We start from the raw sequence: 22,627 nt of genomic DNA on the forward strand, positions 1-22,627 counted from the left end.
GAGGGCAAAATGATCACATCCATGCAGAACGCGATTGAGGTCGCAAAGCAAGCGCTCCAGATCGCTTGGAATGGCGCCCTGCCTGTCAATCCAGAAATTATCGCCACCAGTTTGGTCGTCTTCAAAAGAGACGAAACCACAGGTGCTGACAAAAATATCCCTATTCGCGTTCGAGCATTAAGCCCGTTCGAACTTGATGTAAGTGGTCGAGCTTCCCTCATCAACACACCAGAGGGACAGGTTTTCTATTGCGATTATAATAATAGCGAGATCGTTTATCGTAATCGCTTTACTCTAGCTCACGAACTTGGCCATGTATTACTTGGCCATGTAAACGAGGCAACTCCACAGCAACGGGATACGACTTTCGGGAATTACAATCCGATTGAAAGAGCAGCCAACGCTTTCGCTGCTGAGCTTGTGATGCCAGAACAGAAGGTTCGCGAACTCTTTGCAGGCGCTAGCTCGGTACCTCAAATGTCCGAGGCGTTTGGAGTTTCTAATGCTGCGATGTCCTACAGGCTGAAAAATCTGGGGCTCATCGGATGACCGAAGAAGCGCCAAATTTTGGCGCCATTGATCTAGCGGGTCCAAAATTTGCCTCGCCGAATCAAAGCAATGATGCTGAGTCTAGGCTCATTGACGAATCCATTAGGCGAAAAACATACAGTCGTTACTTCGCAACGTGGGCTTTGGTGTTTCTGACAATTGCCGCAGCCTGTTGCTTGAGCTTCTCGATGTGGGTTGGGAAGCACTTTCTAGACGGTTTGGATGATCAAAAAAATAAAGAAATCGCAATCGCGGCAGCCCAAGCGGCAGTTCCTCCTGTCGCAGCCTTGACTTCCGAGAAGAAAAACACGAAGGCCAAGACGTCCCCTATCAAAGAAGATCGTACTCCTCCGTCGGCTGAGGCGAATAAAGAGACGTTTTACGTTAAAATATTGGCTCCTCTCATCCCAGCATCTTTCTCTTCGGCCATTGCGATTATTTTGTTTATAACAATCGCACGACTAGTCACGAATTTTGAAAAGATGGGCAGAGAAAATCCAGAAAAGGATCATACGGAGGATTACGGAACGCTCGCCGCATTTTTCCAAGAGCTCGTAAAACTTATCAAGAGCTTTAAAAAAGAATAAATAGCCGCCCAATAGGCCGGCTTTTTTGTGAAGCAATTGCTCCGATGATGAGTCTAAAACCTCAAGACCATCTCTCCATCCGATCATTAACCTGGAACAACTTGTCCTGCTCAAGTTCTTCAGCTGCCACACCTACGCGACACGCAGCATGAATCACTCGGCATTCTGCATTCTGCGGCATCAGGTAAGTTCACAAGGCATTTCGCAACAATGCTGACAGCCAAACGGGCACGGCAGCTCCTAAACCCAGAAGGTAGCAGTGATTGCTGACGACGTCTCCAGTTCGGATCTCTTCGTCGTAGCGTTGCGCCTAAAATGTATGCCCCCTAGAAAAAAGAGTAATAAAGGTGATATGCCTTTTGAAATTCCGCTGCAAGCCACGTTTTGTAAGGCTTCGAGTGATTTTCGGAAAGGGTGATATTCGAGTGATATAAAAGTAATCGTATTACTCTTTTATAAGGTGATATTTCACAATCACGAAACCCAATGAAACCGGGGGGCTGACGGAAATATCACTTTTCATATCACCTCATATTACTTTTCCATGTGATATCGAAACCCCAGTGAAAACGGGGCTTCCAGAGCCTTTTCAGCGCCGTATTACCTGTATCACTCTTTTAGAAAAGCCTACCCTGTATCTGAGATTTAATCTCATCTAGATGACGTATTTCCGCGCCCGGTTTAGACTGGCTGCAGCCCCTCAAACGGCCAGGAGTACACATGCGCCAACTGACCAAAAACCCAGCACTCCCAATCATCCAGGTATCGAAGGAAGGCCGATATTGGCGGGTGGAGTGGGATTACCAGGAAGCGCCTGAAAGCAAAGTCTTGATCGACAGAAAAGATTTTTTGAACGGCTATATAAGCGGTCTCCTTGACTCATTCGGAGCCTCCGCAGGCGAAGTCGCTCTACCCTCTGCCCGTACCGGCACAGTCAAAAAGCTGAGTGAGGAAACAGCCCAAAAGCTGGCGACGCTGCTTACAGACCTGCTGCACTCGCACGTCAAAGCAGAACACCGTCGGCTTTTAAATGCAGCCGAAGTCGGTAGGTTCATCACCGGAGCGTGAGTGAAAGAGCCTGCAGTCGCTTGATACTGGCTCAACCCAAGTGCGACGGGGCTAATCACGCTTCCGTTGCCATACAGCGCAGATTGCACTGCCTCCCTTTCGCGGATCTGCGCTGAAAATGAAAACTTGAATTTCCATCGTTTTTTCGACGCATACCCCTTATAAACAGCGCCGTTCAGACTCACTAGCCTCTACTGCCGGCCAGTGCACTTTGTGCAAGCTCATAGCAATTCTTTGCAATTCTTCTCACTTGGTGAAATCGCCAAAGATCCCGCATACCCCGCAGCGGCCTTGGGCGGGGCGACGGTTTGTACCACCCCGCTGTTTTGCACAAAAAAGGGACACGAAGCCCGTCGGCGGGAGGGGGATAAGTGCTTTTCCAAGCGTTTTTTCTTAGCCAGAAACTTTTTGCGAAATGGAATTGACGGTGCGTTTTCAATAAAAAAACCGCCTGGAGTTCGTCCCCAAGGCGGTTTGGTAAACTGGCTATGGCTAAGCGATATAGCTATTCAGGCAGGTCAACTGTGATGATAAGCCCAGCCTTTTCGAACGCGTCCTTCTGCTCATCCCAGACCCGCTCGACGGCTTTTACCTCGCGCCCGTCAATAGTCACGCTTTTGCCGTCCAGTGTCTCCAGGGTTGCCTCACCGTAGTAGTAGGTCCGATGATCCTCGATTCGATTGCCTCCCCTCACGTTACGAACAACCCCTACGATTATCTGACCGTCGAGCAGTTCTACTTTGGCAATGGTTGCCATGGTTATCTGCGGCAAGAATGTGGCAATCCTTCGCACCTCATCTCTTTGGTTTGTAAGCGTCGACATTAGCGGCTCCTTTTGGATAGGTTCATGGACGCAAAGAGGTCCAATGAAGGCCGCCATTTGGTCCAGTCTTTCTATGGGGTCGAAGGGCAAAATAACAACTTCAGAGCGTGATTAGTTTGAGCTTCGCAGCCAATTGTGTGGCAATCATAGCTTTCGTGGTAAAGGACGTAGAGTCCGCAGGGCTTGGTGTTGGCCCAGGTAGATGGGTGTGTGCAGCCAATTGCGTGTTCATCTGCTGCAGTAGATCGAGCAAGTCGCACAACACCTGCAGCACGTTCACTCCCTCGGATCCCAACCATGTCTTGGGCGCAATTAGCCGCTGACTGACCGCCGCCACACTCTTACGCAGCCCCTGAATCCTTTCCTCCATGTCGCCGCCCACCGTGATGTTGTGCTTCTGCCCCACCACCAGGTTCAAGTCCCGCCCGGTGGCCTGGTGCAAGTCGTCCACCGCCGCCAGGCTCGCAGACCCGCCCGACAGCAGCTTGAGCGCGCCCAGGGCTTCAAGCGTCTTTATGCCCCCTACCGACTCGGTTGAATGATCGTCCACGATGCGGCTGTGGCTCTGGAACCGCTCGGTATTGCCCATCGCCACCACTTCCCGCTCGATCGCCTTGTCCAGGATCTTGCCGTCAGTCTGGCGTAGCCAATTGCCGTCAGCGTCTACCCGCTGCTGACAGGCTTCGCTGTGCTGCCACACCTGGTCGCCCTTCGGGACGCTGGGCATGCTCAAGCCGTGCGGCAATATCGTTTGAATATACGGTTTGTGCGGCAGGCCGTATGCGAAGCACACGACAACTTGGGTGCCTTCCTCGGGGAACGCATAGATGCCCATTTCCTCGCCACCGGTGGGCAGCGGCAAAGGCACGCCGGCCAGGATCGGCAGCTTTGTGTCTGGCTCGCCGTCCGGCCCCAGGACCTCAATGTCGACCGCGTAGCGCGGCCGAAAGTCATCACAGATCCCGGCGCCGGCCGGGGCATCTGCTACGGCTACGACCCGCGCAAAGCGTGGCAGGTGGTAACCGCCGGTGAGTTCGGGGAATTGTCGTTCTACGCTGCGGCGGATTGCGTCGTCCATCGGATGGCCATCTGGTTGTCGATGAGCGCCACACTGGTGATGCGCTCGCCGTGGTTGATCGTTGCACCTGGTCGCAATCCTGGAAGGGCTGCAATCATCACGCTCTGGTTGCCCTGGTAGTCGTCGAACAGTTCCACCGGCAGCTGCAGCGGCGAGCGAACGCCAAAGAAGCTGTCAGCCCAACTTCCCACAAACACTTCGCCGTCACCCTGTTGCTGCCAGATGAAGTCGGGGATGTTGAAAACCCGGGCCAGGCTGTCCATGGCTTGATAGCCGGCGGCCAGGCTGTAGAAAAATGGCGCCTTGATGCTCGCATAGGGCTGTTCCGGGACGCGAAAGCGCAAACCTGTGTGCTGGCCGATCTCGACCAGCACGGCGCGCAGGTCGACGTGACGCATGTTCAGCGGCAGCGGGTTGGCCAGGATCGCGGCCAGCTCTCGACAGAACAGCACCTGCTGGGTGCTGCTGGCCGTGCTGCTGCGCTCGACGTAGCCAATGAAGTGTCGCTGCAGCGTGCTGCTGTTGTAGCCGATATCGAGCGTTACCAGCCCCTTGACCGGCGCCGTAGCCTGAATCGTGAACGTCGCCCGGCCCGGGCTTTTGGCATCCAGCCGGACTTCGTTATTGACCAAGACGTAAGGCGCCCCGCCGATGGTCAATTCCTTGAATGCTGAGCAATAAGATGTGAATGTCTGGCTGGGCCAGCGTTATCGCGGGCAAGCCCGGTTCCACCGGTGATCTGCATCGGTAGTTGATAGAGCGCCCCAGCCTGAGCAGGCCAGGGCGTTTTTTGTCAGTGCCCGGCGCTTTGCCCGCCGTCCACGTGGAGGATTTCGCCGGTGACGAACCCGGCGTTTTCCAGGTAGATGATTGCTTGGGCAATATCACTCGCTTCGCCCATGCGCCCGACTGGATGCAGGCGGCCCAACGCCGCGTGGGTGTCTTCGCCGTGCATTGGTGTTTTGATAATCCCGGGGCTGACTGCGTTCACGCGGATGCCGCGTTTGGCGTATTCAATTGCCAGGGATTTGGTCGCGGCGTTCAGTCCGCCTTTGGTCAGTGAAGCCAGCACCGAGGGCACGCCGTCGATGGCGTGGTCGACCAGGCTGGTGGTGATGTTGACGATGTGCCCGGCGCGCTGTTTGAGCATCTCGGTGATCGCCAGTTGGGTGATGTAGAAGAAGCCGTTGAGGTTCACGGCCAGCACGTTGGCGTAATCGTCCTGGGTGTAGGCGGTGAAGGGTTTGGCGATGAAGATGCCGGCGTTGTTGATCAGGCTGTCGACGCGCCCGAAGGTGGCCAGGGCTTCGCGGATGACGCGCTGGGCAGTGGCCGGGTCGGCGATGTCGCCGGGCACCGTGAGGATGTTCGGGTCGGTGGATGGCTGGATCGAACGCGAGGTGGCCACCACGCGATAATCGAGGGCGCGGTAGGCTTGAACCACAGCGGCGCCGATGCCTTGGGAGGCACCGGTAATGATCACGACTTTGCTCATTTTGTTTCTCCGGTAAGGGCTTGGGATTTGCGGTATTCGGTGGTGGTGATGCCGGCGTAGCCCCAGTTATCGGTGTCGATTTCTTCGATGACGATGTGGGTCAGGTCCGGGCGCTTGTTGAGCACGCGTTCGAGGGTTTCGGTGAATTCGGCGATGACCTGGGCTTTTTGCTCAGGGGTCACGCCGTCACGGGTGATGCGCAGGCTGACGAAGGGCATGGTGATGGCTCCAATGGGCGGGCATCGGGGTGATGGGCCGGCAGTGGGGTCAATTTAGGCGTGCGCTGAGTCGAGATAAATGGGGGTTTGAGTACTACATTAGTGATGTGGTGTAACAAGTTCCCGCGGTACTTCTACACGATTGGACGCCTCCCGCTGGCGTCCGCAAAACTGATAAAAAAACCACCCTTGATCTTTGACGGCGGGACGCGGAGCGTCCCTAGAGGCGTTCCCACGCAGAGCGTGGGAACGATCACCGTCGCTGATCCAAAGGCATAAAAAAACCCCGAACCAGTCGGGGTTTTTTATCGCCTGGCATCAGGCGCGACCTGCGATCAATTAGAAAACGTTGATCGGGTAGTCGGCGAACAGACGGATTTCGTTACCGCCTACGTTGTAGTTGCTGGCGTTGCTGGAGACGCGCAACCAGGACGCACGAGCGCGCAGGCTCAGGTCTTTGGCCGGGCCGCTCTGAACGACGTATTTGAACTGGTTGAAGATCTCACGCTCGGTGCCACTGCCGCGGTTGGAACCGTCGTCAATGTTGGTGCCGCGCACATAGGCGATGTTGTAGGTCAGGCCAGGTACGCCGAAGGCACTGAAGTCCAGGCCGTAGCCTGCTTGCCAGGAGCGCTCGTCCTTACCGTTGAAGTCGGACCAGTAGGAGTTGGCCAGCAGGATGGTGTTGCCGCCATCGCCAATGCCGCCAGCGTTGCGGTAGCCGCCGTACAGGTAGCCGGTGTCGCCGGTGCTGCGCTGGTGAGCGACGGTGAAGCTGTGCGGGCCAACAGCCCAGGTAGCGCCCAGGCTCCAGATTTTGTTGTCGCGAGCGTCCGCGTCACCTTGGTTTTCCAGGGCGAAGCTGCGGTCCAGCTTGGTTTTGTAGCCGTTGAAGTCAAAGGTCAACGATTGCTTCTCTGGCAGGGCCAGCACGTAGTTGACGTTGACGTATTGCTTCTTCAGCACGTCTTGCATGTTGGACGCATACAGCGCGGCGGACAGGCTTTCGGTGAATTTGTAGCTACCACCGATGTAGTCGATGCTTTTCAGGCGGCCGCTGTCGCCACCTTCGGCGCTCTTGCGAGCTTCCTTGGTGAAGTGACCCGCGTCCAGTTGCAGACCGGCGATCTCTTTGGACACGATCGAGGTGCCCTCGAAGGTTTCCGACAGCAAACGCGAGTTGTCGTATTCCAGGACCGGAACGGCTGGCATCTGCTGACCGTATTTGATCACGGTGTTGGAGATGCGCGCCTTGACGGCTGCGCCGCCCTTGGCCAGGTCTTTGGCAGCTTCGCCGCTGTCACCTTGCTTGAAGAAGTCGATACCGCCGGCGCCGCTGCGGCCTTTGCCACCGTCCAGGCGCAGCGCGTATTGGCCGATCACGTCCACACCCACACCGACAGTGCCTTGGGTGAAGCCGGACTCGAACTTGCCGATGAAGCCCTGGCCCCATTCAGCTTTGTCTTGCTTGCCGTTTTTGTAGTCACGGCTGATGTAAGCGTTGCGTACTGCGATGTTCAGGTGGCTGTCTTCAACAAAACCCTTGGATTGCTCCTGGTCGTTAGCCATTGCCTGAGTAGCGCTCAAAATCCCCAGAGCGATCAGACCCATCCGTTGCTTCAACATTTTTTATATTCCTTATTACTGTTTGAGTACGCGCTGTGACACCAGGCTCCGTGTTGCTTTTCTGGTGTCAACTTTCTCCGAAAAAAAGAAGGCCCGCGGACGACTGAACTGCCGCGGGCCTTTTTTTATTGGATGAGTTATGGCGGTTAGCCACAGGCGTTGGGCGCAATCGTATGCGCGCGTTGAACTATGTGTCAATTTCGTGAATCGTCTGTATTTAGGCGAAAAAAGTCTAAGCGGCGCACTCCAGGGCCTTCACACACGCCCGAAAAACCCTCCAGCCACCTCGGTGCGCTACGTGCCTCAGGCTATCGATTCGGTCAGAACCAACAGCCTGCGTATCCACGGTTTCGAGGCGAGCAATGACTTTTATCTGGACGCTCTACGTGACAGTAACACCGGGAGTTTTTAAGACGTTCACCCTGCCAATGCGGGAGCGGGCACTTCAGTTTTGCATCAGCTCGCACAATGCGCGCATTTCATCTTCGCTGAGCAACCCCACCGGGTAACGTTCACTCATCACGCTGCGCAAGTCAGGTTGCCTGACCTGTCGTGAGCCATTTGCCTTCAACCAGAGCGCCAACGCATGGATCGCCTCACCGTCGACCCGCGTGGGGTGGAACGGGCGCGTGTGGATCAGGTTTATATTGGCATTCATTTCAGCGCTCTCTCCTACTGCGTGAGCGGCTAACTTACTCAAGGTTTATGACAGAACTGCGCAGTCATCCCCTTGGTTCACCGTGACAACACCGATACAAGAGCTATGCCAATGTCCCGTGTTTATAGGCACTAGGAAACAAAAAAGCCCGCGACCTAACGGGGCCGCGGGCTTGCTGTGAACGCTATAAACAGGTAGCGCCGTGTTATCGCTCAGGCACTGTTACAACTGCACTCAATTTTTGTGCGGGGCTGGCTGTTGTTGGGTCAGGCAATGAATATTTCCGCCACCCAGTAACAGTTCGCGGCCCGGCACCATCACCACTTCGTGCTGCGGGAAGAGGTTTTGCAGAATGCCCTTGGCCTGGCTGTCCAGCGGGTCATCGAAGCTTGGCGCGATGATGCCGCCGTTAACGATCAGGAAGTTCACGTAGGAACCCGCCAACCGCACGGTCGGATTGCGTTCCTGGCTGCCGTCCACCGGGTCCACACCCGCGCATTCTTCCTCGGTGGCGTACAGCGGCCCCGGGATCGGCATTTTATGCACGGTGAACGAGCGACCCTGGGCGTCGGTGCTGCTTTGCAGCACCTCCATGGCCGCGTGGCAGCGCGCGTAGTTCGGGTCTTGCGGGTCATCGGTCCAGGCCAGCAACACTTCGCCCGGGCGCACGTAGCAGCAGAAGTTATCCACATGGCCGTCGGTTTCGTCGTTGAACAGGCCGTCCGGCAACCAGATGATCTTATCCACAGCCAGGTTGTCGCTGAGCACCGCTTCGATCGCCGCACGATCCAGGTGTGGGTTGCGATTGCGGTTCAACAGGCATTCTTCGGTGGTGATCAGGGTGCCTTCACCGTCGACATGGATCGACCCGCCTTCCAGCACGAAACCTTCGGTGCGGTAACGCGGCGCGCGCTCGATCTCGAGGATCTTGCCGCCCACCTGCGCGTCGCGATTCCACGGTGCATACAGGCCGCCGTCAAAACCGCCCCAGGCATTGAAATCCCAGTTCACACCGCGCACTTCGCCACTGTTGTTGATGACGAACGTAGGGCCGGTGTCGCGCACCCACGCATCGTCGCTGGACATTTCCACCACGCGGATATTGGGCACATCCAAACGTGCGCGCGCGTTTTCATACTGCTCGGCCGAAACGGCGACCGTCACCGGCTCAAAGCGCGCGATAGCCTTGGCCACCGCCACGTGAGCGGCCTGCGCCGGTTTGCCACCCAGGCGCCAGTTGTCCGGACGCTGCGGCCAGATCATCCAGGTTTGGGTTTGCGGCGCCCATTCGGCGGGCATGTAGAAGCCATCGGCGCGAGGCGTGCTGTGCAGGGTGGTCATGGCGATCAGGACTCCGAATGGGGTGAAGGCCGACTTTATAACGGATAAAAATCGGCTTTAAAAGGAACAAAAGATCATAGTCGACAAACATTACAATAATTAGCCGATAACAATCGATTAATTACAGCTGCTCATCCAGCGCCTTCGACAGCATGTCGACAAAGAAGTCCACACTGCGTTTAGAGGTCACCCTCGGTGGCGTGAGCTTCAGGATGTTGAGGTAATCGCCCGTCGGCTGCATGAACATACCCAACCCTCGCAGACGATCACACAACAACGCGGTTTCTGCTGTAGCAGGTTCCAGGGTGTGCCGGTCACGCACTCACGCCAGGCCCAGGTAAGAGCCGTGGTGCTCAAGCAGTTGGGCAGCCTGCTCAGGAGCGACTGGCGGGCAGGGCAGATTGGCGTGATGGACCAACGTGGCGAGCAACATGTGACGACCGCGGTTTTTTTGAGCGTCTATATCGCCACTGACCCGGTCCGTATGGCAACCCCCAGCACACACCACGCTTGCACCGCCCGGCCTCACAACTCAAGCTATGCTCTCGCTAAATGACCGTCTAAGGAAAAGGCTCTCTGACATGCGCATTCTCATCACCGGCGGTGCCGGGTTTATCGGTTCTGCACTGATTCGCCACCTGATTCAACACACTGAGCACGAAGTGCTCAATCTGGACAAACTCACCTATGCCGGCAACCTGGAGTCGCTGACCAGCATCGCGTCCAACAGCCGCTATGAGTTCGTGCAAGCCGATATCATCGACCAGGCCACCGTCAGCGCCGTGCTGGCACGCTTTGAGCCACAGGCGATCATGCACCTGGCAGCCGAGTCGCACGTCGACCGTTCCATTGACGGCCCGTCGGACTTTATCCAGACCAACATCGTCGGCACCTACAGCCTGCTGGAAGCCACTCGCGCCTATTGGCAAACGCTGGCCGAACCGGCCAAGAGCGCGTTCCGTTTCCACCACATTTCCACCGACGAAGTGTATGGCGACCTCCACGGCGTGGACGACCTGTTCACCGAAACCACCCCTTACGCGCCAAGCTCGCCGTATTCGGCCAGCAAAGCCGCCTCCGACCACCTGGTCCGCGCCTGGCAGCGTACCTATGGCCTGCCGGTGCTGCTGACCAACTGCTCGAACAACTACGGGCCGTTCCACTTCCCCGAGAAGTTGATCCCGCTGGTCATCCTCAATGCCCTCGCCGGCAAGCCGCTGCCGGTCTATGGCGACGGTTTGCAGGTGCGTGACTGGCTGTTCGTCGAAGATCACGCGCGGGCACTGCTCAAAGTCGTCACCGAGGGTGAAGTCGGCGAGACCTACAACATCGGCGGCCACAACGAGCAAAAGAACATCGACGTGGTACGCGGCATCTGTGGCCTGCTGGAAGAACTGGCGCCACAACGCCCTGCCGGCGTAGAAAAATTCGCCGACCTGATCACCTTCGTCAAGGACCGCCCGGGCCACGACCAGCGCTACGCGATCGATGCGAGCAAGATCGAAGCCGACCTGGGCTGGGTCCCTGAAGAAACGTTTGAAACCGGCCTGCGCAAGACCGTGCAGTGGTACCTCGATAACCTCGACTGGTGCCGCAGGGTCCAGGACGGCAGCTATCAAGGTGAGCGACTCGGCAATACCGACCCAAAAGATCTGATCGCGTAAGGATCTGATCACACGACCTGTTCACCTCGGCGAGGCAAACCCAATGAATGTAATCGCGACTGAGCTGCCCGATGTGTTGATCCTCGAACCGAAGGTGTTTGGCGATGAGCGCGGCTTTTTTTATGAAAGCTTCAACGCCAAGGCTTTTGCTCAAGCCACCGGCCTGCAGTTGGACTTCGTGCAGGACAACCACTCCCGTTCGCAAAAGGGCGTGCTGCGCGGCTTGCACTATCAGATCGAAAATACGCAGGGGAAACTGGTCCGTGTGACTGCCGGTGAGGTCCTGGACGTGGCGGTGGATATCCGCCGCAGTTCGCCTGATTTCGGCAAATGGACCAGCGTGCGCTTGTCCGCCGAAAACAACCGCCAGCTGTGGATTCCACCCGGGTTTGCGCATGGTTTTGTAGTGCTCAGCGACTACGCCGAGTTCCTCTACAAAACCACGGATTACTACACGCCTTCTGCAGAGCGTTGTATCCGTTGGGACGACCCGCAGCTCAATATTGACTGGCTGCTGGACGGGGCTCCGACCTTGTCGGCCAAGGATCAAAACGGCAAGTTCCTGGCAGAGGCCGACGTGTTTCCTTGACCGGCGAGTGTCTTGCACGACAGCCCTAGGCATAATGCGCCTGTACCCACAGGCGCATGACTCCCATGACACCACCCCTTCCGCGAAGACCCCGCTGGCGCAGCCTCGCGTTGTTGGCGTTGTGCCTGGCGCCGCTGCTGTGGCCGCTGGAACACCTGGCCGAGCGTTATTACCGCAGTGAACTGGCCGGGCAAAACCGCCAGACCCTCGATCTGTACGTCGCCAACCTGCTCGGCACCCTGCACCGCTATGAAGTGCTGCCGCAAATCCTCGGTGACCTGCCCGCCCTGCGTACCGCGCTGGATGCGCCCCATGTCAGCACCAACTTGGCCAACGCCAACCAGTTGCTCAAGGACGTCGCCGCCCAGGCCGGTGCGGAAGTGATGTACCTGATGGACACCACCGGCAAAACCCTCGCCGCCTCCAACTGGGATAAACAGGACAGCTTTGTCGGCCGCAACTTCTCGTTTCGCCCCTATTTCAGCGAAGCCATGGCCGGGCACCTCGGGCGGTTTTTCGGCCTCGGCACCACCTCGGCCAAGCGCGGCTACTTCTTCGCTGCCGCCGTTCGCGATGGCGATACAATCATCGGCGTGCTGGTGGTCAAGGTTGACCTGGACCACACCGAAAGCCTGTGGGGCAACACCCCAGAACAACTGCTGGTGACCGACCACAACGGCGTGGTGATCCTCACCTCGCGCCCGCAATGGCGATTCCGCGCCACCCGCCCACTGACCGCCGAGGAACGCCAGGCGATCATTGCCATCCAGCCTTACCCGACGCGCGACCCGCAGCCGCTGGCGCTGAGTACCACGGCGTGGCTGCGCCAATCCACGGCCATCGCCGAAACCGGATGGACCGTGGAAATTCTCGCGCCGCGCTCATTGATCAATCGCCCGGTGCGTACCGTGGTGGCGGTCGGTGGCGCCACGTTACTGGTGTTGATGCTGTTGCTGGGTTTGCTGATGCAACGCCGTCGCCATTACCTGGAGCGCATCGCGTTCGAAGCCAAGGCCCGACGCGAGCTGGAAGCCCGTGTGGTGGAGCGCACCAGCGACCTGGAAGGCCTGAACCGGCGCCTCAAACAGGAAGTGCTGGAGCGTGAGCACGCCCAGCAGGAACTGGTACGCGCCCAGGATGACCTGGTGCAGGCCGGTAAACTGTCAGCGCTGGGGACCATGTCGGCGAGTATCAGCCACGAACTCAATCAGCCGCTGGCGGCGATTCGCAGCTACGCGGAAAACGCCGAGATCCTGCTCGACCATGAACGCACCAACGACGCACGGGGCAACCTCAAGCTGATCAGTGAACTGACGGGGCGCATGGCTTCGATCATCGCGCACCTGCGCGCGTTCGCCCGACGCGACCGTCACGCACCGGAAAGCGTGGCCTTGCAGCCGGCACTCGATGACGCGTTGGCGTTGTTGGCCAAACGGCGGCGGTCGATGGAGGTCGAGCTGATCCGTGACTTGCCGGAAGCCACCCTCTGGGTGCAAGCCGGGGAAACGCGCCTGCGCCAGGTCCTCGGCAATCTACTCGCCAACGCCCTCGACGCCCTGACCGAAAAAGGCCCGCCACGCAAACTCTGGTTGAGTGCCCAAACCACCGAACAGGGCGTCAACCTGTACATTCGCGACAATGGCCCGGGCTTTTGCATGGAAGCCCTGGGCCGCGCGAGTGAACCGTTCTACACCACCAAGACCCGCACCCAGGGCCTGGGGTTGGGCCTGGCGATCTGTGACACCTTGATGCGTGCCTTTGGCGGTGAACTGCTGTTCGCCAACCACAAGGAAGGTGGCGCACTGTTAACCTTGAAATTGCGTGCCGGCTCGCCGGGCGTCAGTCTGCAACCGTCCGAGGACCGCAGTGTATGAGTATCGATAACCAGATTCAGGTGGTGCTGATCGACGACGATCCCCACCTGCGTCAGGCCCTGTGCCAGACCCTGGACCTGGCCGGGCTGAAAGTCCTGACCCTGGGCGAAGCCACCGGCCTCACCGCGCGCCTGTCCCGCGACTGGCCGGGCGTGGTGGTCAGCGATATCCGCATGCCCGGCATGGACGGCCTGGAGCTGCTCGCCGAACTGCACGGCCAGGACCCTGAACTGCCAGTGTTGTTGATTACCGGCCACGGTGATGTACCGCTGGCGGTGCAGGCCATGCGCGCCGGGGCCTATGATTTTCTCGAAAAGCCGTTCGCCAGCGACGCCCTGCTCGACAGCGTGCGCCGCGCCCTGGCCCTGCGCCGCCTGGTGCTGGACAACCGCAGCCTGCGCCTGGCCCTCAGTGATCGCCAACAGCTGAGTACGCGACTGGTCGGGCACTCGCCGCAAATGCTGCGCCTGCGCGAGCAGATCGGTGCCCTCGCCGCCACGCGTGCCGATGTGCTGATCCTCGGTGAGACCGGGGCCGGCAAAGAAGTTGTGGCGCGCGCGCTGCACGACCTGTCGAGCCGGCGTAGCGGGCCGTTTGTCGCGATCAACGCCGGTGCCCTGGCCGAGTCAGTGGTCGAAAGCGAACTGTTTGGCCACGAGCCCGGCGCTTTTACCGGCGCGCAGAAACGCCGTATCGGCAAGTTCGAATTCGCCAACGGCGGCACGCTGTTCCTCGATGAAATCGAAAGCATGAGCCTGGATGTGCAGGTCAAACTACTGCGCCTGTTGCAGGAGCGCGTGGTTGAGCGCCTGGGCGGCAATCAGTTGATCCCGTTGGATATCCGCATTATCGCGGCCACCAAGGAAGACCTGCGCCAGGCGGCCGACCAGGGTCGTTTCCGGGCCGACTTGTATTACCGCCTCAACGTCGCGCCGCTGCGCATTCCGCCGCTGCGCGAACGCGGTGAAGATGCGCTGATGTTGTTCCAGCACTTTGCCGACGAGGCCAGCAGCCGCCACGGCCTGCCGCTGCACGAGCTGCAACCGGGCCAGCGGGCGCTGCTGTTGCGTCACAGCTGGCCGGGCAATGTGCGCGAACTGCAAAATGCGGCGGAGCGCTTTGCCTTGGGGCTGGAGTTGGCCCTGGATGCCACGGCGGATAATCCCGCCGCCGGTGTCCTCACCTCCACACCCGGGGGCTTGAGCGAACAGGTCGAACAGTTCGAAAAAAGCCTGATTGCCGCCGAACTGACCCGCCCGCACAGTTCGGTGCGCAGCCTGGCCGAAGCCCTGGGCGTGCCGCGCAAGACCCTGCACGACAAACTGCGCAAACACGGCCTGAACTTCGCCGACAGCGCCAGCCATAACGCTGACGACGAATGACCCTGCCCACTGCCCAAGAGGCCGCCATGAGCCGCGACAGCCGTTACCTGGAATCGATCCTTCATCACGACATCCCCCTCACCCGGGAGATGGGCCTCAAGGTGCTCGACTGGCAGCACGACCAACTGCAACTGCACCTGCCCTTGCAGGCCAATATCAACCACAAGAGCACGATGTTTGGCGGCAGCCTCTATTGCGGCGCCGTGCTGGCGGGTTGGGGTTGGCTGCACTTGAAACTGCGCGAAGCAGGCATTGAAGACGGGCATATCGTGATTCAGGAAGGGCAGATCAGTTATCCGCTGCCGGTCACGCGGGATGCGACCGTGGTGTGCCCGGCGCCGGAAGATAAGGTGTGGAAGCGGTTTTTGGCGACGTACAAGCGCTACGGCCGGGCGCGGTTGACGCTGGAGACGTGGATCGTCAATGAACGCAGTGAAGAACGAGCCGTGACCTTCACCGGCCAATACGTCTTGCACCGATGATAGCCACCACACAAAAACCAATGTGGGAGCTGGCTTGCCAGCTCCCACATTTTGATTTTTTAGGGGCCTTAAGAACGAGCCAGGGTCAGCAATCGCTCGCGCCACGCAGCCTTCGCCGGCAGCGCCAAGAAGAATGGGTTCAACAATGAAGCCCGTGCCGGATAGCTGAACGGCTCGCCGCTCAATTCCAGCACCTCGCCCCCGGCGCCTTCCAGTACGCCCTGGGCTGCAGCGGTGTCCCATTGCGACGTCGGCGCCAGGCGCGGGTAGCAATCGGCGCTGCCTTCGGCCAACAGGCAGAACTTCAGCGAGCTGCCGATATTTGCCAGTTTCAATGCGCCAAGCCCTTCACTCAAACCGTCGAGCAGGCGTTCCTGTTCAGGGCTGGAATGGCGCCGGCTGGCAACCACGGTAAAGGACTCGCCCGCCGCCGGTGCCTCACGCACCTGAATCTGCTTGGGCGCGTCATTCACATCGGAACGCCACGCACCCAGCCCGGCGCCACCGAAGTAGCAACGGCCACTGGTCGGCATCGACACCACACCGAACACCACACGGCCTTGCTCGATCAACGCAATGTTGACGGTGAACTCTTCGCTGCCGGAGATAAACTCCTTGGTGCCATCCAGCGGGTCCACCAACCACCAGCGCTGCCAGCCGGCACGCACGCTCTGGTCGATATCAGCATCTTCTTCGGACAGCACCGGGATGCTCGGATCGAGTGCGGTAAGGCCCGCCAGGATCAGATGGTGAGCGGCCAGGTCTGCCGCCGTCACCGGCGAATCATCCGACTTGGCGGTGACCGCTACATCGGCGCGCCAGAACGGCAGAATCACTTCACCCGCCTGGCGAGCCAGCTCAATCACAGGGGCAATATACGGGTGCCCTAAAAACAGTTCGCTCATGCGGTAAACGCTCCACGCTGGGTCAACAGGTCTCGTACCAGATACAGTGCCGCCAGGGCGCGGCCTTCGCTGAACTGCTCGTGTTGCGCCAGCTGCGACAACTCGCGCAGGTTGACCCGGTCCACACGCATCGGCTCGGGCTCATCGCCTTCGAGGCGCTCTTCGTACAGTTCAGTGGCCAGCACCACCTGGATTTTCTGGCTCATATAGCCAGGCGACAACGACAGCTCGGTAATGTGCTCCAACTGTCGCGCGCCATAGCCGGCTTCTTCCTTGAGTTCGCGGTCGGCTGCCGCCAGCACGTCTTCGCCGGGTTCGATCAAGCCCTTGGGTAACGACAACTCATATTCGTCAGTACCGCCACAGTATTCTTCCACCAGTAACGCATGGTCCTCGTCGATCATCGCCACGATCATCACCGCGCCGTAGCCGGCACCGCGGCCTACGAGGCGCTCGTAGGTTCGTTCGACGCCATTGGAAAAGCGCAGTTGCACTTCCTCCACGCGGAACAAACGGCTACTGGCGACTATTTCGCGGGCGAGTACGGTGGGTTTCTGGCGCATAAGCGGCTCCTTGGCGTGATCGGGTTACTATACCGTGGCTTTTCCGATTGTTTGTGTCGGATATCTTTACTTACATGAGATCGCCCCATGCCCTCTTTGCCCTGGCACGCCATCGACACCGTCCTGCTGGACATGGACGGCACCTTGCTTGACCTGCATTACGACAACCACTTCTGGATGGAGCACCTGCCCCAGCGCTATGCCGAGCTGCACGGCGTGACCCGGGCCATGGCCGAGATGGAGTTGCAACCACTGTTCGAGCGTAACGCCGGACAGTTGCAATGGTATTGCCTGGATTTCTGGAGCACGGAGCTGAACATCCCGGTGCGCGAGCTCAAGCTGGAAACCGCCCACCTGATCGCCTTGCGCGCGGATGCGGATACGTTTCTGGCAGCGGTCAAACGGGCCGGCAAACGCGTCATCCTGATCACCAATGCTCATCGTGATTCGCTGTCATTGAAACTGGAACGTATTGAGTTGGCGCCGTATTTCGAGCGGCTGATCAGCTCTCACGACTACGGTTTCCCCAAGGAAAACCCGCAGTTCTGGGATGCCCTGCATGCCGATATCCATTTCGACCCGGCCCGTAGCCTGTTTATCGACGACACCTTGCCGATCCTGCGCAGTGCCCGGGATTTTGGCGTGGGGCATCTGCTTGCGGTGAAAGCGCCGGACAGTCAGAAAGGGCCGAAGGATACTGCGGAGTTTGCGGCGGTAGACGATTACCGGGACCTCATTGTCGGGCTGTAATCAAGGTGGGAGCGGGGTCGCTCGCGAAAGCAGTGTGTCAGCCACTGGATGTGTTAACTGATTCACCGCATTCGCGAGCAAGCCCGCTCCCACCTTTTTGTTTCGAGTGTTACTCAGGAATACGCAGCGTCTGCCCTGGGTAAATTTTGTTCACATCTTTGAGCAGCGGCTTGTTGGCCTCGAAGATTTTGTTGTACTGGTTGGCGTTGCCATACACCGCCAGGGAAATCGCACTCAGGGTGTCGCCCTTTTTCACCACCACAAAACGGGCGGCGGCGACGACAGGGCCGGAGACGGTAATCTGGTCATCGACAGTGGCTACACCGGCAATATTGCCCGCCGCCAGAAGGATTTTTTCTTTCTCTTCCTGGCTGGCGACTTCACCCGTGATCGTCACCTTGTCACCGTCCACGGTGGCGTGAACGTTAGGGTTACCCAGCCCTACTGCTTCGATATGCTTTTTCAACTCATCGCTGGCGTTAGCGTTACCCGGCGTCAACAGATCGATCAGCTTTTCGCCTGCTTCTTTCACGAAACTAAAAAGACTCATGGTGTGCTCTCCTTGGGTTTGATTTCCAGATGCCAAAGACTAGACCAATCCCGCAGACTTGGGTTCCAGCCGACCAAAGACCCAAACGCGCTAGAATCCCACGCCATTGGTATAAGCCCGGAGCGAAGATGGACATCAAACAGTTGAAATTCCTCATCGCCCTCGACGAAACCCGGCATTTTGGCCAGGCGGCCGCGCGTTGCCATATCACTCAGCCGACCCTGTCGATGCGCCTGCGCAACCTCGAAGATGAACTGGACTTGCAACTGGTCAACCGTGGCCAACGCTTTGAAGGCTTCACCGCGCCGGGCGAGCGCGTGCTGGCATGGGCACGCACCGTGCTGGCGGCCTATGACGGCTTGCAGGCCGAAGCGGCGGCCTGTCGCGGCAACCTCGTGGGTACGTTGCGCCTGGGCGTGGTGCCGCTGTCGAGCTTCGATCCGCTGGCATTGATGCAGCAACTGCACAAAGCCCACCCAAACCTGCGCTTTGAGCTCTCGGCGTTAAGCTCCGAACAAATCCTCGAACAACTGGCGAGCAATCGCCTGGACCTCGGCGTGTCGTATCTGGAGCGCCTCGACAACGAGCGCTTCGACTCGCTGGCGCTGGGCGAAACCCGCATGGGCCTGCTCTACGACCAGCGCTTTTTCAGCTTTGGCGAAAAACCGTTGAGCTGGGAAGCACTGATCGAATTGCCGCTGGGCATGCTCACCAGCGGCATGCACTTTCGTCAGTCCATCGACCACAACTTCCACAGCCGCGGGCTCAACCCACAGCCGTTGTTACAAACCGATGCGGTGCATCAATTGTTACAAGCCGTGCACGGCGGCCTGTGCTGCGCCGTGATGCCGCTGGACGGTGGCCTCGATGCCCTCACCGAACACCTGCGCCTGCAACCCATTGAAGATGCTCATACCCTGGCGCGACTGGGGCTGATCATGCGCCGCAGCGCGCCCCGGTCCGCCTTGGCCGAAGCCTGTTTCGCGCTGTTTCAAAAATCGCAAATCGAACCTTGATCGACGCCATCTATCGGTAGATCAGTACTGGCAATTAGACGCGACGCTTTGTCGCGCCTAGTCTAAACACTGATCAATCCCCCGGTGGTACTGCACCATGGAAGCCAAGCGCCCAGTCTGCGCGGCGCCTGCCCCTGAAACGCCCGCGCCCGCCGCCAGTCAGAGCTACCAGTTTTGCAACCTGCAACACACTGAAGTCGCCAGCACGGCCTTGGCGGAAGAAGTGGCGTTAGCGATTGCGTATAACGACATCAGCCAGGCCGTGATGCTGGTGACGCCGACGGATCTGGAAGACTTCATCGTCGGTTTCAGCATCGGCAGCGGCATTATTGCCGACGTTAGCGACATTTATGATCTGAAGCTCAGCGGTTCGGGTTCAGCCCAATACGCCCAGGTTCAGATCTCCAGCCGTGCCTTCTGGAACCTCAAGCAGCAGCGCCGCCAATTGGCGGGCACCAGCGGCTGTGGTTTGTGCGGTGTGGAGGCAGTGGAACAAGCGTTGCCAGACCTTCAGGTGTTGCCCGGCGCACCGTTGCCGCCCGCCGAATGGCTCGACGGCCTGCGCCAGCGCATTAGCGCGTTCCAACCCCTGGGCCAGTACAGCGGCGCCGTGCACGCGGCGGTATTTATGAACAACCAAGGCGAGTTGCTGATGGGCCGTGAAGACATCGGCCGGCATAACGCCCTCGATAAGCTGATCGGCGCGCTGATCCGCGAAAAGATTTCGACCGACGGCAGCCTGGCAATCGTGACCAGCCGCTGCAGCCTCGAACTGATCCAGAAAGTATTGCGCGCGGGCATCCAGACCCTGGTCAGCCTGTCGTCGCCTACTGGCTTGGCCGTGCAATGGGCCCGCCGCCACAACCTCAATCTCATCCACCTGCCGCAGAAAAGTGCGCCGCGGGTCTACAGCCCTGCGATGGAGAACCAACCATGAGCCTGCACCACCAAGCCGACGAAACCCCGAAGCCGCGCTACAAGCCCTACAAAGGCCCGGCCGGCGGCTGGGGCGCACTGATCAGCGTGGCGCAGGCCTGGCTGACCAGCGACAACGCGCTGAAAAACCTGCGCATGATGCTCAAGACCAACCAGAACGGCGGCTTTGACTGCCCGGGCTGCGCGTGGGGCGACTCGCCAGAAAGCGGGGTGGTCAAGTTCTGCGAAAACGGCGCCAAGGCGGTCAACTGGGAAGCCACCAAACGCCGTGTGGATGCTGCATTCTTCGCCAAACACAGCGTCACTGCGCTGCTGGAGCAAAGCGACTATTGGCTGGAGTACCAGGGCCGCCTGACCGAGCCGATGCGCTATGACGCCGAGACCGATCGCTATATGCCGATCAGTTGGGAAGCGGCATTCGACCTGGTCGGCAAACACCTCAACGCCTTGCCCAGCCCGGACATGGCCGAGTTCTACACCTCGGGCCGCGCCAGCAACGAAGCCGCGTACCTGTATCAGCTGTTTGTACGTGCCTATGGCACCAACAACTTCCCGGATTGCTCGAACATGTGCCACGAGGCCAGCGGCGTGGCCCTGGCGCAAAGCGTGGGCGTCGGCAAAGGCACCGTGACCTTTGATGACTTTGAGCATGCCGATGCGATTTTCGTCTGGGGCCAGAACCCAGGGACTAACCACCCGCGCATGCTCGAACCGCTGCGTGAAGCGGTGAAGCGCGGTGCCCAGGTGGTGTGCATCAACCCACTCAAAGAGCGCGGGCTGGAACGCTTCCAGCACCCACAACACCCGCTGGAAATGCTCACCAACGGCGACAAGCCGACCAACACGGCGTACTTCCGCCCGGCGCTGGGTGGCGACATGGCCATCCTGCGCGGCATGGCCAAGTTCCTGCTGCTGTGGGAACGCCAGGCCCAGGCCGAAGGCAAAGAAGCCGTGTTCGACCACGACTTCCTCAACGAACACACGGCCAATGTGCTGGAGTACCTCGGCCAGATCGACGACACCTCGTGGGATGAAATCGTTGAGCAGTCCGGCCTGACCCTGGTTGAGATTGAGCAAGCGGCGCGCATGTACGCCAAAGGCAAGAACGTGATCATGTGCTGGGCGATGGGCATCACCCAGCACCGCCACTCGGTGCCGACCATCCAGGAAATCGCCAACCTGATGCTGCTGCGCGGCAACATCGGCCGCCCGGGCGCAGGCCTGTGCCCGGTGCGCGGCCACAGTAACGTGCAGGGCGACCGCACCATGGGCATCAACGAACGCCCACCGGTGGCATTCCTTGATTCCCTGGAGCGTCGTTTCCAGTTCCAGGTGCCCCGCCACAATGGCCACAACGTGGTGGAAGCCATCCACGCCATGCTCGAAGGTCGCGCCAAGGTGTTTATCGGCCTGGGCGGTAACTTCGCCCAAGCCACGCCAGACAGCCCGCGCACCTTCGAAGCGCTGCGCAGCTGCGACCTGACCGTGCAGATCAGCACCAAGCTCAACCGCAGCCACCTGATGCACGGCAAAGACGCGCTGATCCTGCCGTGCCTGGGGCGTACCGACATTGATATCCAGGCCGATGGCCCGCAAGCCGTCACCGTGGAGGACTCGTTCAGCATGGTTCACGGCTCTAACGGCCAACTGCAACCGCTGTCGAAATTGATGAAGTCCGAGCCGGCCATCCTCGCGGGCATAGCCGCCGCGACCCTGGGCAGTAAACCGGTGGACTGGAACTGGCTGGTGGCCGACTACGGGCGCATCCGCGACCTGATCGCCGACACCATTCCAGGCTTCAAGGACTTCAACGAGAAGATCAAACACCCCGGCGGCTTCTACCTGGGCAACGCTGCCGGCGCACGCCGCTGGAACACCCCCTCGGGCCGCGCCAACTTCCGCCCGAACGTGTTGCCCAAAGACCTGATCCACGAACGCACCCATGCCACGGGCCGGGTGCCGGACCTGATCATGCAATCAATGCGCTCCCACGATCAGTACAACACCACCATTTATGGCCTGGATGACCGCTACCGTGGGGTCAAGGGCCAGCGGGACGTGCTGTTCGTCAACGAGGCCGACATCATCCGCCTGGGCTTCAAGCCGGGGCAGAAAGCCGACATCGTGTCGCTTTGGGAAGATGGCCGTGAGCGCCGCGTGAAGGGCTTCACCCTGCTGGCATTCGATATCCCGGCAGGCCAGGCCGCCGCTTATTACCCGGAAGTGAACCCGCTGGTGCCGCTGGAAAGCACCGGGGATGGCAGCCATACACCGACGTCGAAATTTGTGGCGATTCGATTGGAGGCGGCCAGCGCGACCGGTTTGATCATGGCGCGCTCGGCCTGATTGGGCGTGTTGTGGTGTGCGGGCCGGTTGTGACGAGCCGTCACACCGACTTTTTGCGAGGCACAAAAAAGGCCGCTTTTGCATAAAAGCGGCCGTTCCGAAGTAGTTAAAGACTCGCAAAAACTGC

23 protein-coding genes and 1 pseudogene are annotated in these 22,627 nt (G+C 59.2%); 12 read left to right on the forward strand and 12 right to left on the reverse strand.

Features of this window, described 5'->3' with window-relative positions; translation table 11 throughout:
* Positions 1 to 9 precede the first annotated feature (9 nt).
* The 3 genes from JFT85_RS14420 to JFT85_RS14430 all read left to right on the forward strand — a co-directional run bounded on the left by JFT85_RS14420 (position 10) and on the right by JFT85_RS14430 (position 2,204).
* Positions 10 to 549: an ImmA/IrrE family metallo-endopeptidase gene (locus JFT85_RS14420; protein WP_201230026.1), complete on the forward strand. Its 540-nt coding sequence runs from the start codon at positions 10 to 12 to the stop codon at positions 547 to 549.
* On the forward strand, positions 546 to 1,136 hold the full coding sequence (locus JFT85_RS14425; RefSeq protein ID WP_201230028.1) for a hypothetical protein: 591 nt from the start codon (positions 546 to 548) through the stop codon (positions 1,134 to 1,136). The genes JFT85_RS14420 and JFT85_RS14425 overlap by 4 nt, the downstream gene beginning before the upstream one ends.
* A 720-nt stretch (positions 1,137 to 1,856) precedes the next feature.
* Positions 1,857 to 2,204 carry a hypothetical protein gene (locus tag JFT85_RS14430; RefSeq protein WP_201230030.1) on the forward strand — a complete coding sequence of 116 codons (348 nt, stop codon included), beginning with the start codon at positions 1,857 to 1,859 and terminating at the stop codon, positions 2,202 to 2,204.
* 505 nt (positions 2,205 to 2,709) lie between these two features.
* Here the strand turns inward: JFT85_RS14430 and JFT85_RS14435 are convergent.
* The 9 genes and pseudogenes from JFT85_RS14435 to JFT85_RS14475 all read right to left on the reverse strand — a co-directional run.
* On the reverse strand, positions 2,710 to 3,027 hold the full coding sequence (locus JFT85_RS14435; RefSeq protein WP_201230031.1) for a hypothetical protein: 318 nt from the start codon (positions 3,025 to 3,027) through the stop codon (positions 2,710 to 2,712).
* Positions 3,028 to 3,127: 100 nt separating this feature from the next.
* On the reverse strand, positions 3,128 to 4,105 hold the full coding sequence (locus JFT85_RS14440) for a hypothetical protein (protein ID WP_201230032.1): 978 nt from the start codon (positions 4,103 to 4,105) through the stop codon (positions 3,128 to 3,130).
* Positions 4,078 to 4,764: a hypothetical protein gene (locus JFT85_RS14445; RefSeq protein WP_201230033.1), complete on the reverse strand. Its 687-nt coding sequence runs from the start codon at positions 4,762 to 4,764 to the stop codon at positions 4,078 to 4,080. The genes JFT85_RS14440 and JFT85_RS14445 overlap by 28 nt, the downstream gene beginning before the upstream one ends.
* 134 nt (positions 4,765 to 4,898) lie before the next feature.
* A complete protein-coding gene (locus JFT85_RS14450; RefSeq protein WP_201230034.1) occupies positions 4,899 to 5,600 on the reverse strand; it encodes an SDR family NAD(P)-dependent oxidoreductase in 702 nt (233 codons plus the stop codon).
* The gene (locus tag JFT85_RS14455) at positions 5,597 to 5,818 is read right to left on the reverse strand and encodes a tautomerase family protein (protein WP_053253821.1); all 222 of its coding nucleotides are present in this window, start codon (positions 5,816 to 5,818) and stop codon (positions 5,597 to 5,599) included. Before JFT85_RS14455 ends, JFT85_RS14450 begins: the two co-directional genes overlap by 4 nt.
* Positions 5,819 to 6,157: 339 nt before the next feature.
* Positions 6,158 to 7,444, reverse strand: a complete 1,287-nt coding sequence (locus JFT85_RS14460; protein WP_069553457.1) for an OprD family porin — start codon at positions 7,442 to 7,444, stop codon at positions 6,158 to 6,160.
* A gap of 445 nt (positions 7,445 to 7,889) precedes the next feature.
* Positions 7,890 to 8,102, reverse strand: coding sequence for a hypothetical protein (locus JFT85_RS14465; protein ID WP_073637915.1), 213 nt, complete (start codon positions 8,100 to 8,102; stop codon positions 7,890 to 7,892).
* Between the two features lie 234 nt (positions 8,103 to 8,336).
* The gene (gene aguA / locus JFT85_RS14470) at positions 8,337 to 9,443 is read right to left on the reverse strand and encodes an agmatine deiminase (protein WP_069553455.1); all 1,107 of its coding nucleotides are present in this window, start codon (positions 9,441 to 9,443) and stop codon (positions 8,337 to 8,339) included.
* Between the two features lie 121 nt (positions 9,444 to 9,564).
* Positions 9,565 to 9,792, reverse strand: a pseudogene (locus JFT85_RS14475) (hypothetical protein); the annotation flags it as partial.
* Positions 9,793 to 10,024: 232 nt separating this feature from the next.
* On the opposite strand from JFT85_RS14475, the gene rfbB reads away from it, so the two are divergent.
* From rfbB to JFT85_RS14500, 5 genes are all read left to right on the forward strand, one after another.
* On the forward strand, positions 10,025 to 11,107 hold the full coding sequence (gene rfbB, locus JFT85_RS14480; RefSeq protein ID WP_053253817.1) for a dTDP-glucose 4,6-dehydratase: 1,083 nt from the start codon (positions 10,025 to 10,027) through the stop codon (positions 11,105 to 11,107).
* Positions 11,108 to 11,150: 43 nt separating this feature from the next.
* A complete protein-coding gene (gene rfbC / locus JFT85_RS14485; protein ID WP_053253816.1) occupies positions 11,151 to 11,696 on the forward strand; it encodes a dTDP-4-dehydrorhamnose 3,5-epimerase in 546 nt (181 codons plus the stop codon).
* 65 nt (positions 11,697 to 11,761) lie between these two features.
* A complete protein-coding gene (locus tag JFT85_RS14490; protein WP_069553452.1) occupies positions 11,762 to 13,570 on the forward strand; it encodes a sensor histidine kinase in 1,809 nt (602 codons plus the stop codon).
* Positions 13,567 to 14,952: a sigma-54-dependent transcriptional regulator gene (locus tag JFT85_RS14495; RefSeq protein ID WP_053253814.1), complete on the forward strand. Its 1,386-nt coding sequence runs from the start codon at positions 13,567 to 13,569 to the stop codon at positions 14,950 to 14,952. The genes JFT85_RS14490 and JFT85_RS14495 overlap by 4 nt, the downstream gene beginning before the upstream one ends.
* Before the next feature lie 26 nt (positions 14,953 to 14,978).
* Positions 14,979 to 15,434 carry a thioesterase domain-containing protein gene (locus tag JFT85_RS14500; protein ID WP_078827610.1) on the forward strand — a complete coding sequence of 152 codons (456 nt, stop codon included), beginning with the start codon at positions 14,979 to 14,981 and terminating at the stop codon, positions 15,432 to 15,434.
* A 68-nt stretch (positions 15,435 to 15,502) separates the two neighbouring features.
* Here the strand turns inward: JFT85_RS14500 and cysQ are convergent, their stop codons facing one another.
* Positions 15,503 to 16,339 (reverse strand): 3'(2'),5'-bisphosphate nucleotidase CysQ, encoded by an 837-nt coding sequence (cysQ, locus tag JFT85_RS14505; RefSeq protein WP_053253812.1) that lies wholly within the window; start codon positions 16,337 to 16,339, stop codon positions 15,503 to 15,505.
* A complete protein-coding gene (gene nudE / locus JFT85_RS14510; RefSeq protein ID WP_053253811.1) occupies positions 16,336 to 16,902 on the reverse strand; it encodes an ADP compounds hydrolase NudE in 567 nt (188 codons plus the stop codon). Before nudE ends, cysQ begins: the two co-directional genes overlap by 4 nt.
* An 87-nt stretch (positions 16,903 to 16,989) precedes the next feature.
* Here nudE and yrfG point away from each other — a divergent pair, with 87 nt between their 5' ends.
* Positions 16,990 to 17,652: a GMP/IMP nucleotidase gene (yrfG, locus tag JFT85_RS14515; RefSeq protein WP_053253810.1), complete on the forward strand. Its 663-nt coding sequence runs from the start codon at positions 16,990 to 16,992 to the stop codon at positions 17,650 to 17,652.
* Positions 17,653 to 17,761: 109 nt separating this feature from the next.
* Here yrfG and lysM read toward each other — a convergent pair whose 3' ends face one another.
* The gene (lysM, locus tag JFT85_RS14520; RefSeq protein ID WP_053253809.1) at positions 17,762 to 18,202 is read right to left on the reverse strand and encodes a peptidoglycan-binding protein LysM; all 441 of its coding nucleotides are present in this window, start codon (positions 18,200 to 18,202) and stop codon (positions 17,762 to 17,764) included.
* 128 nt (positions 18,203 to 18,330) lie between these two features.
* Here lysM and JFT85_RS14525 point away from each other — a divergent pair, with 128 nt between their 5' ends.
* The 3 genes from JFT85_RS14525 to JFT85_RS14535 all read left to right on the forward strand — a co-directional run bounded on the left by JFT85_RS14525 (position 18,331) and on the right by JFT85_RS14535 (position 22,500).
* On the forward strand, positions 18,331 to 19,218 hold the full coding sequence (locus JFT85_RS14525; RefSeq protein ID WP_053253808.1) for a LysR family transcriptional regulator: 888 nt from the start codon (positions 18,331 to 18,333) through the stop codon (positions 19,216 to 19,218).
* 97 nt (positions 19,219 to 19,315) lie between these two features.
* A complete protein-coding gene (gene fdhD / locus JFT85_RS14530; protein ID WP_053253807.1) occupies positions 19,316 to 20,155 on the forward strand; it encodes a formate dehydrogenase accessory sulfurtransferase FdhD in 840 nt (279 codons plus the stop codon).
* Positions 20,152 to 22,500 (forward strand): FdhF/YdeP family oxidoreductase, encoded by a 2,349-nt coding sequence (locus JFT85_RS14535; RefSeq protein ID WP_069553450.1) that lies wholly within the window; start codon positions 20,152 to 20,154, stop codon positions 22,498 to 22,500. The genes fdhD and JFT85_RS14535 overlap by 4 nt, the downstream gene beginning before the upstream one ends.
* The last annotated feature ends 127 nt before the right edge of the window (positions 22,501 to 22,627 follow it).

This window comes from Pseudomonas sp. TH04, assembly GCF_016651355.1.
Lineage (GTDB): Bacteria > Pseudomonadota > Gammaproteobacteria > Pseudomonadales > Pseudomonadaceae > Aquipseudomonas > Aquipseudomonas fluorescens.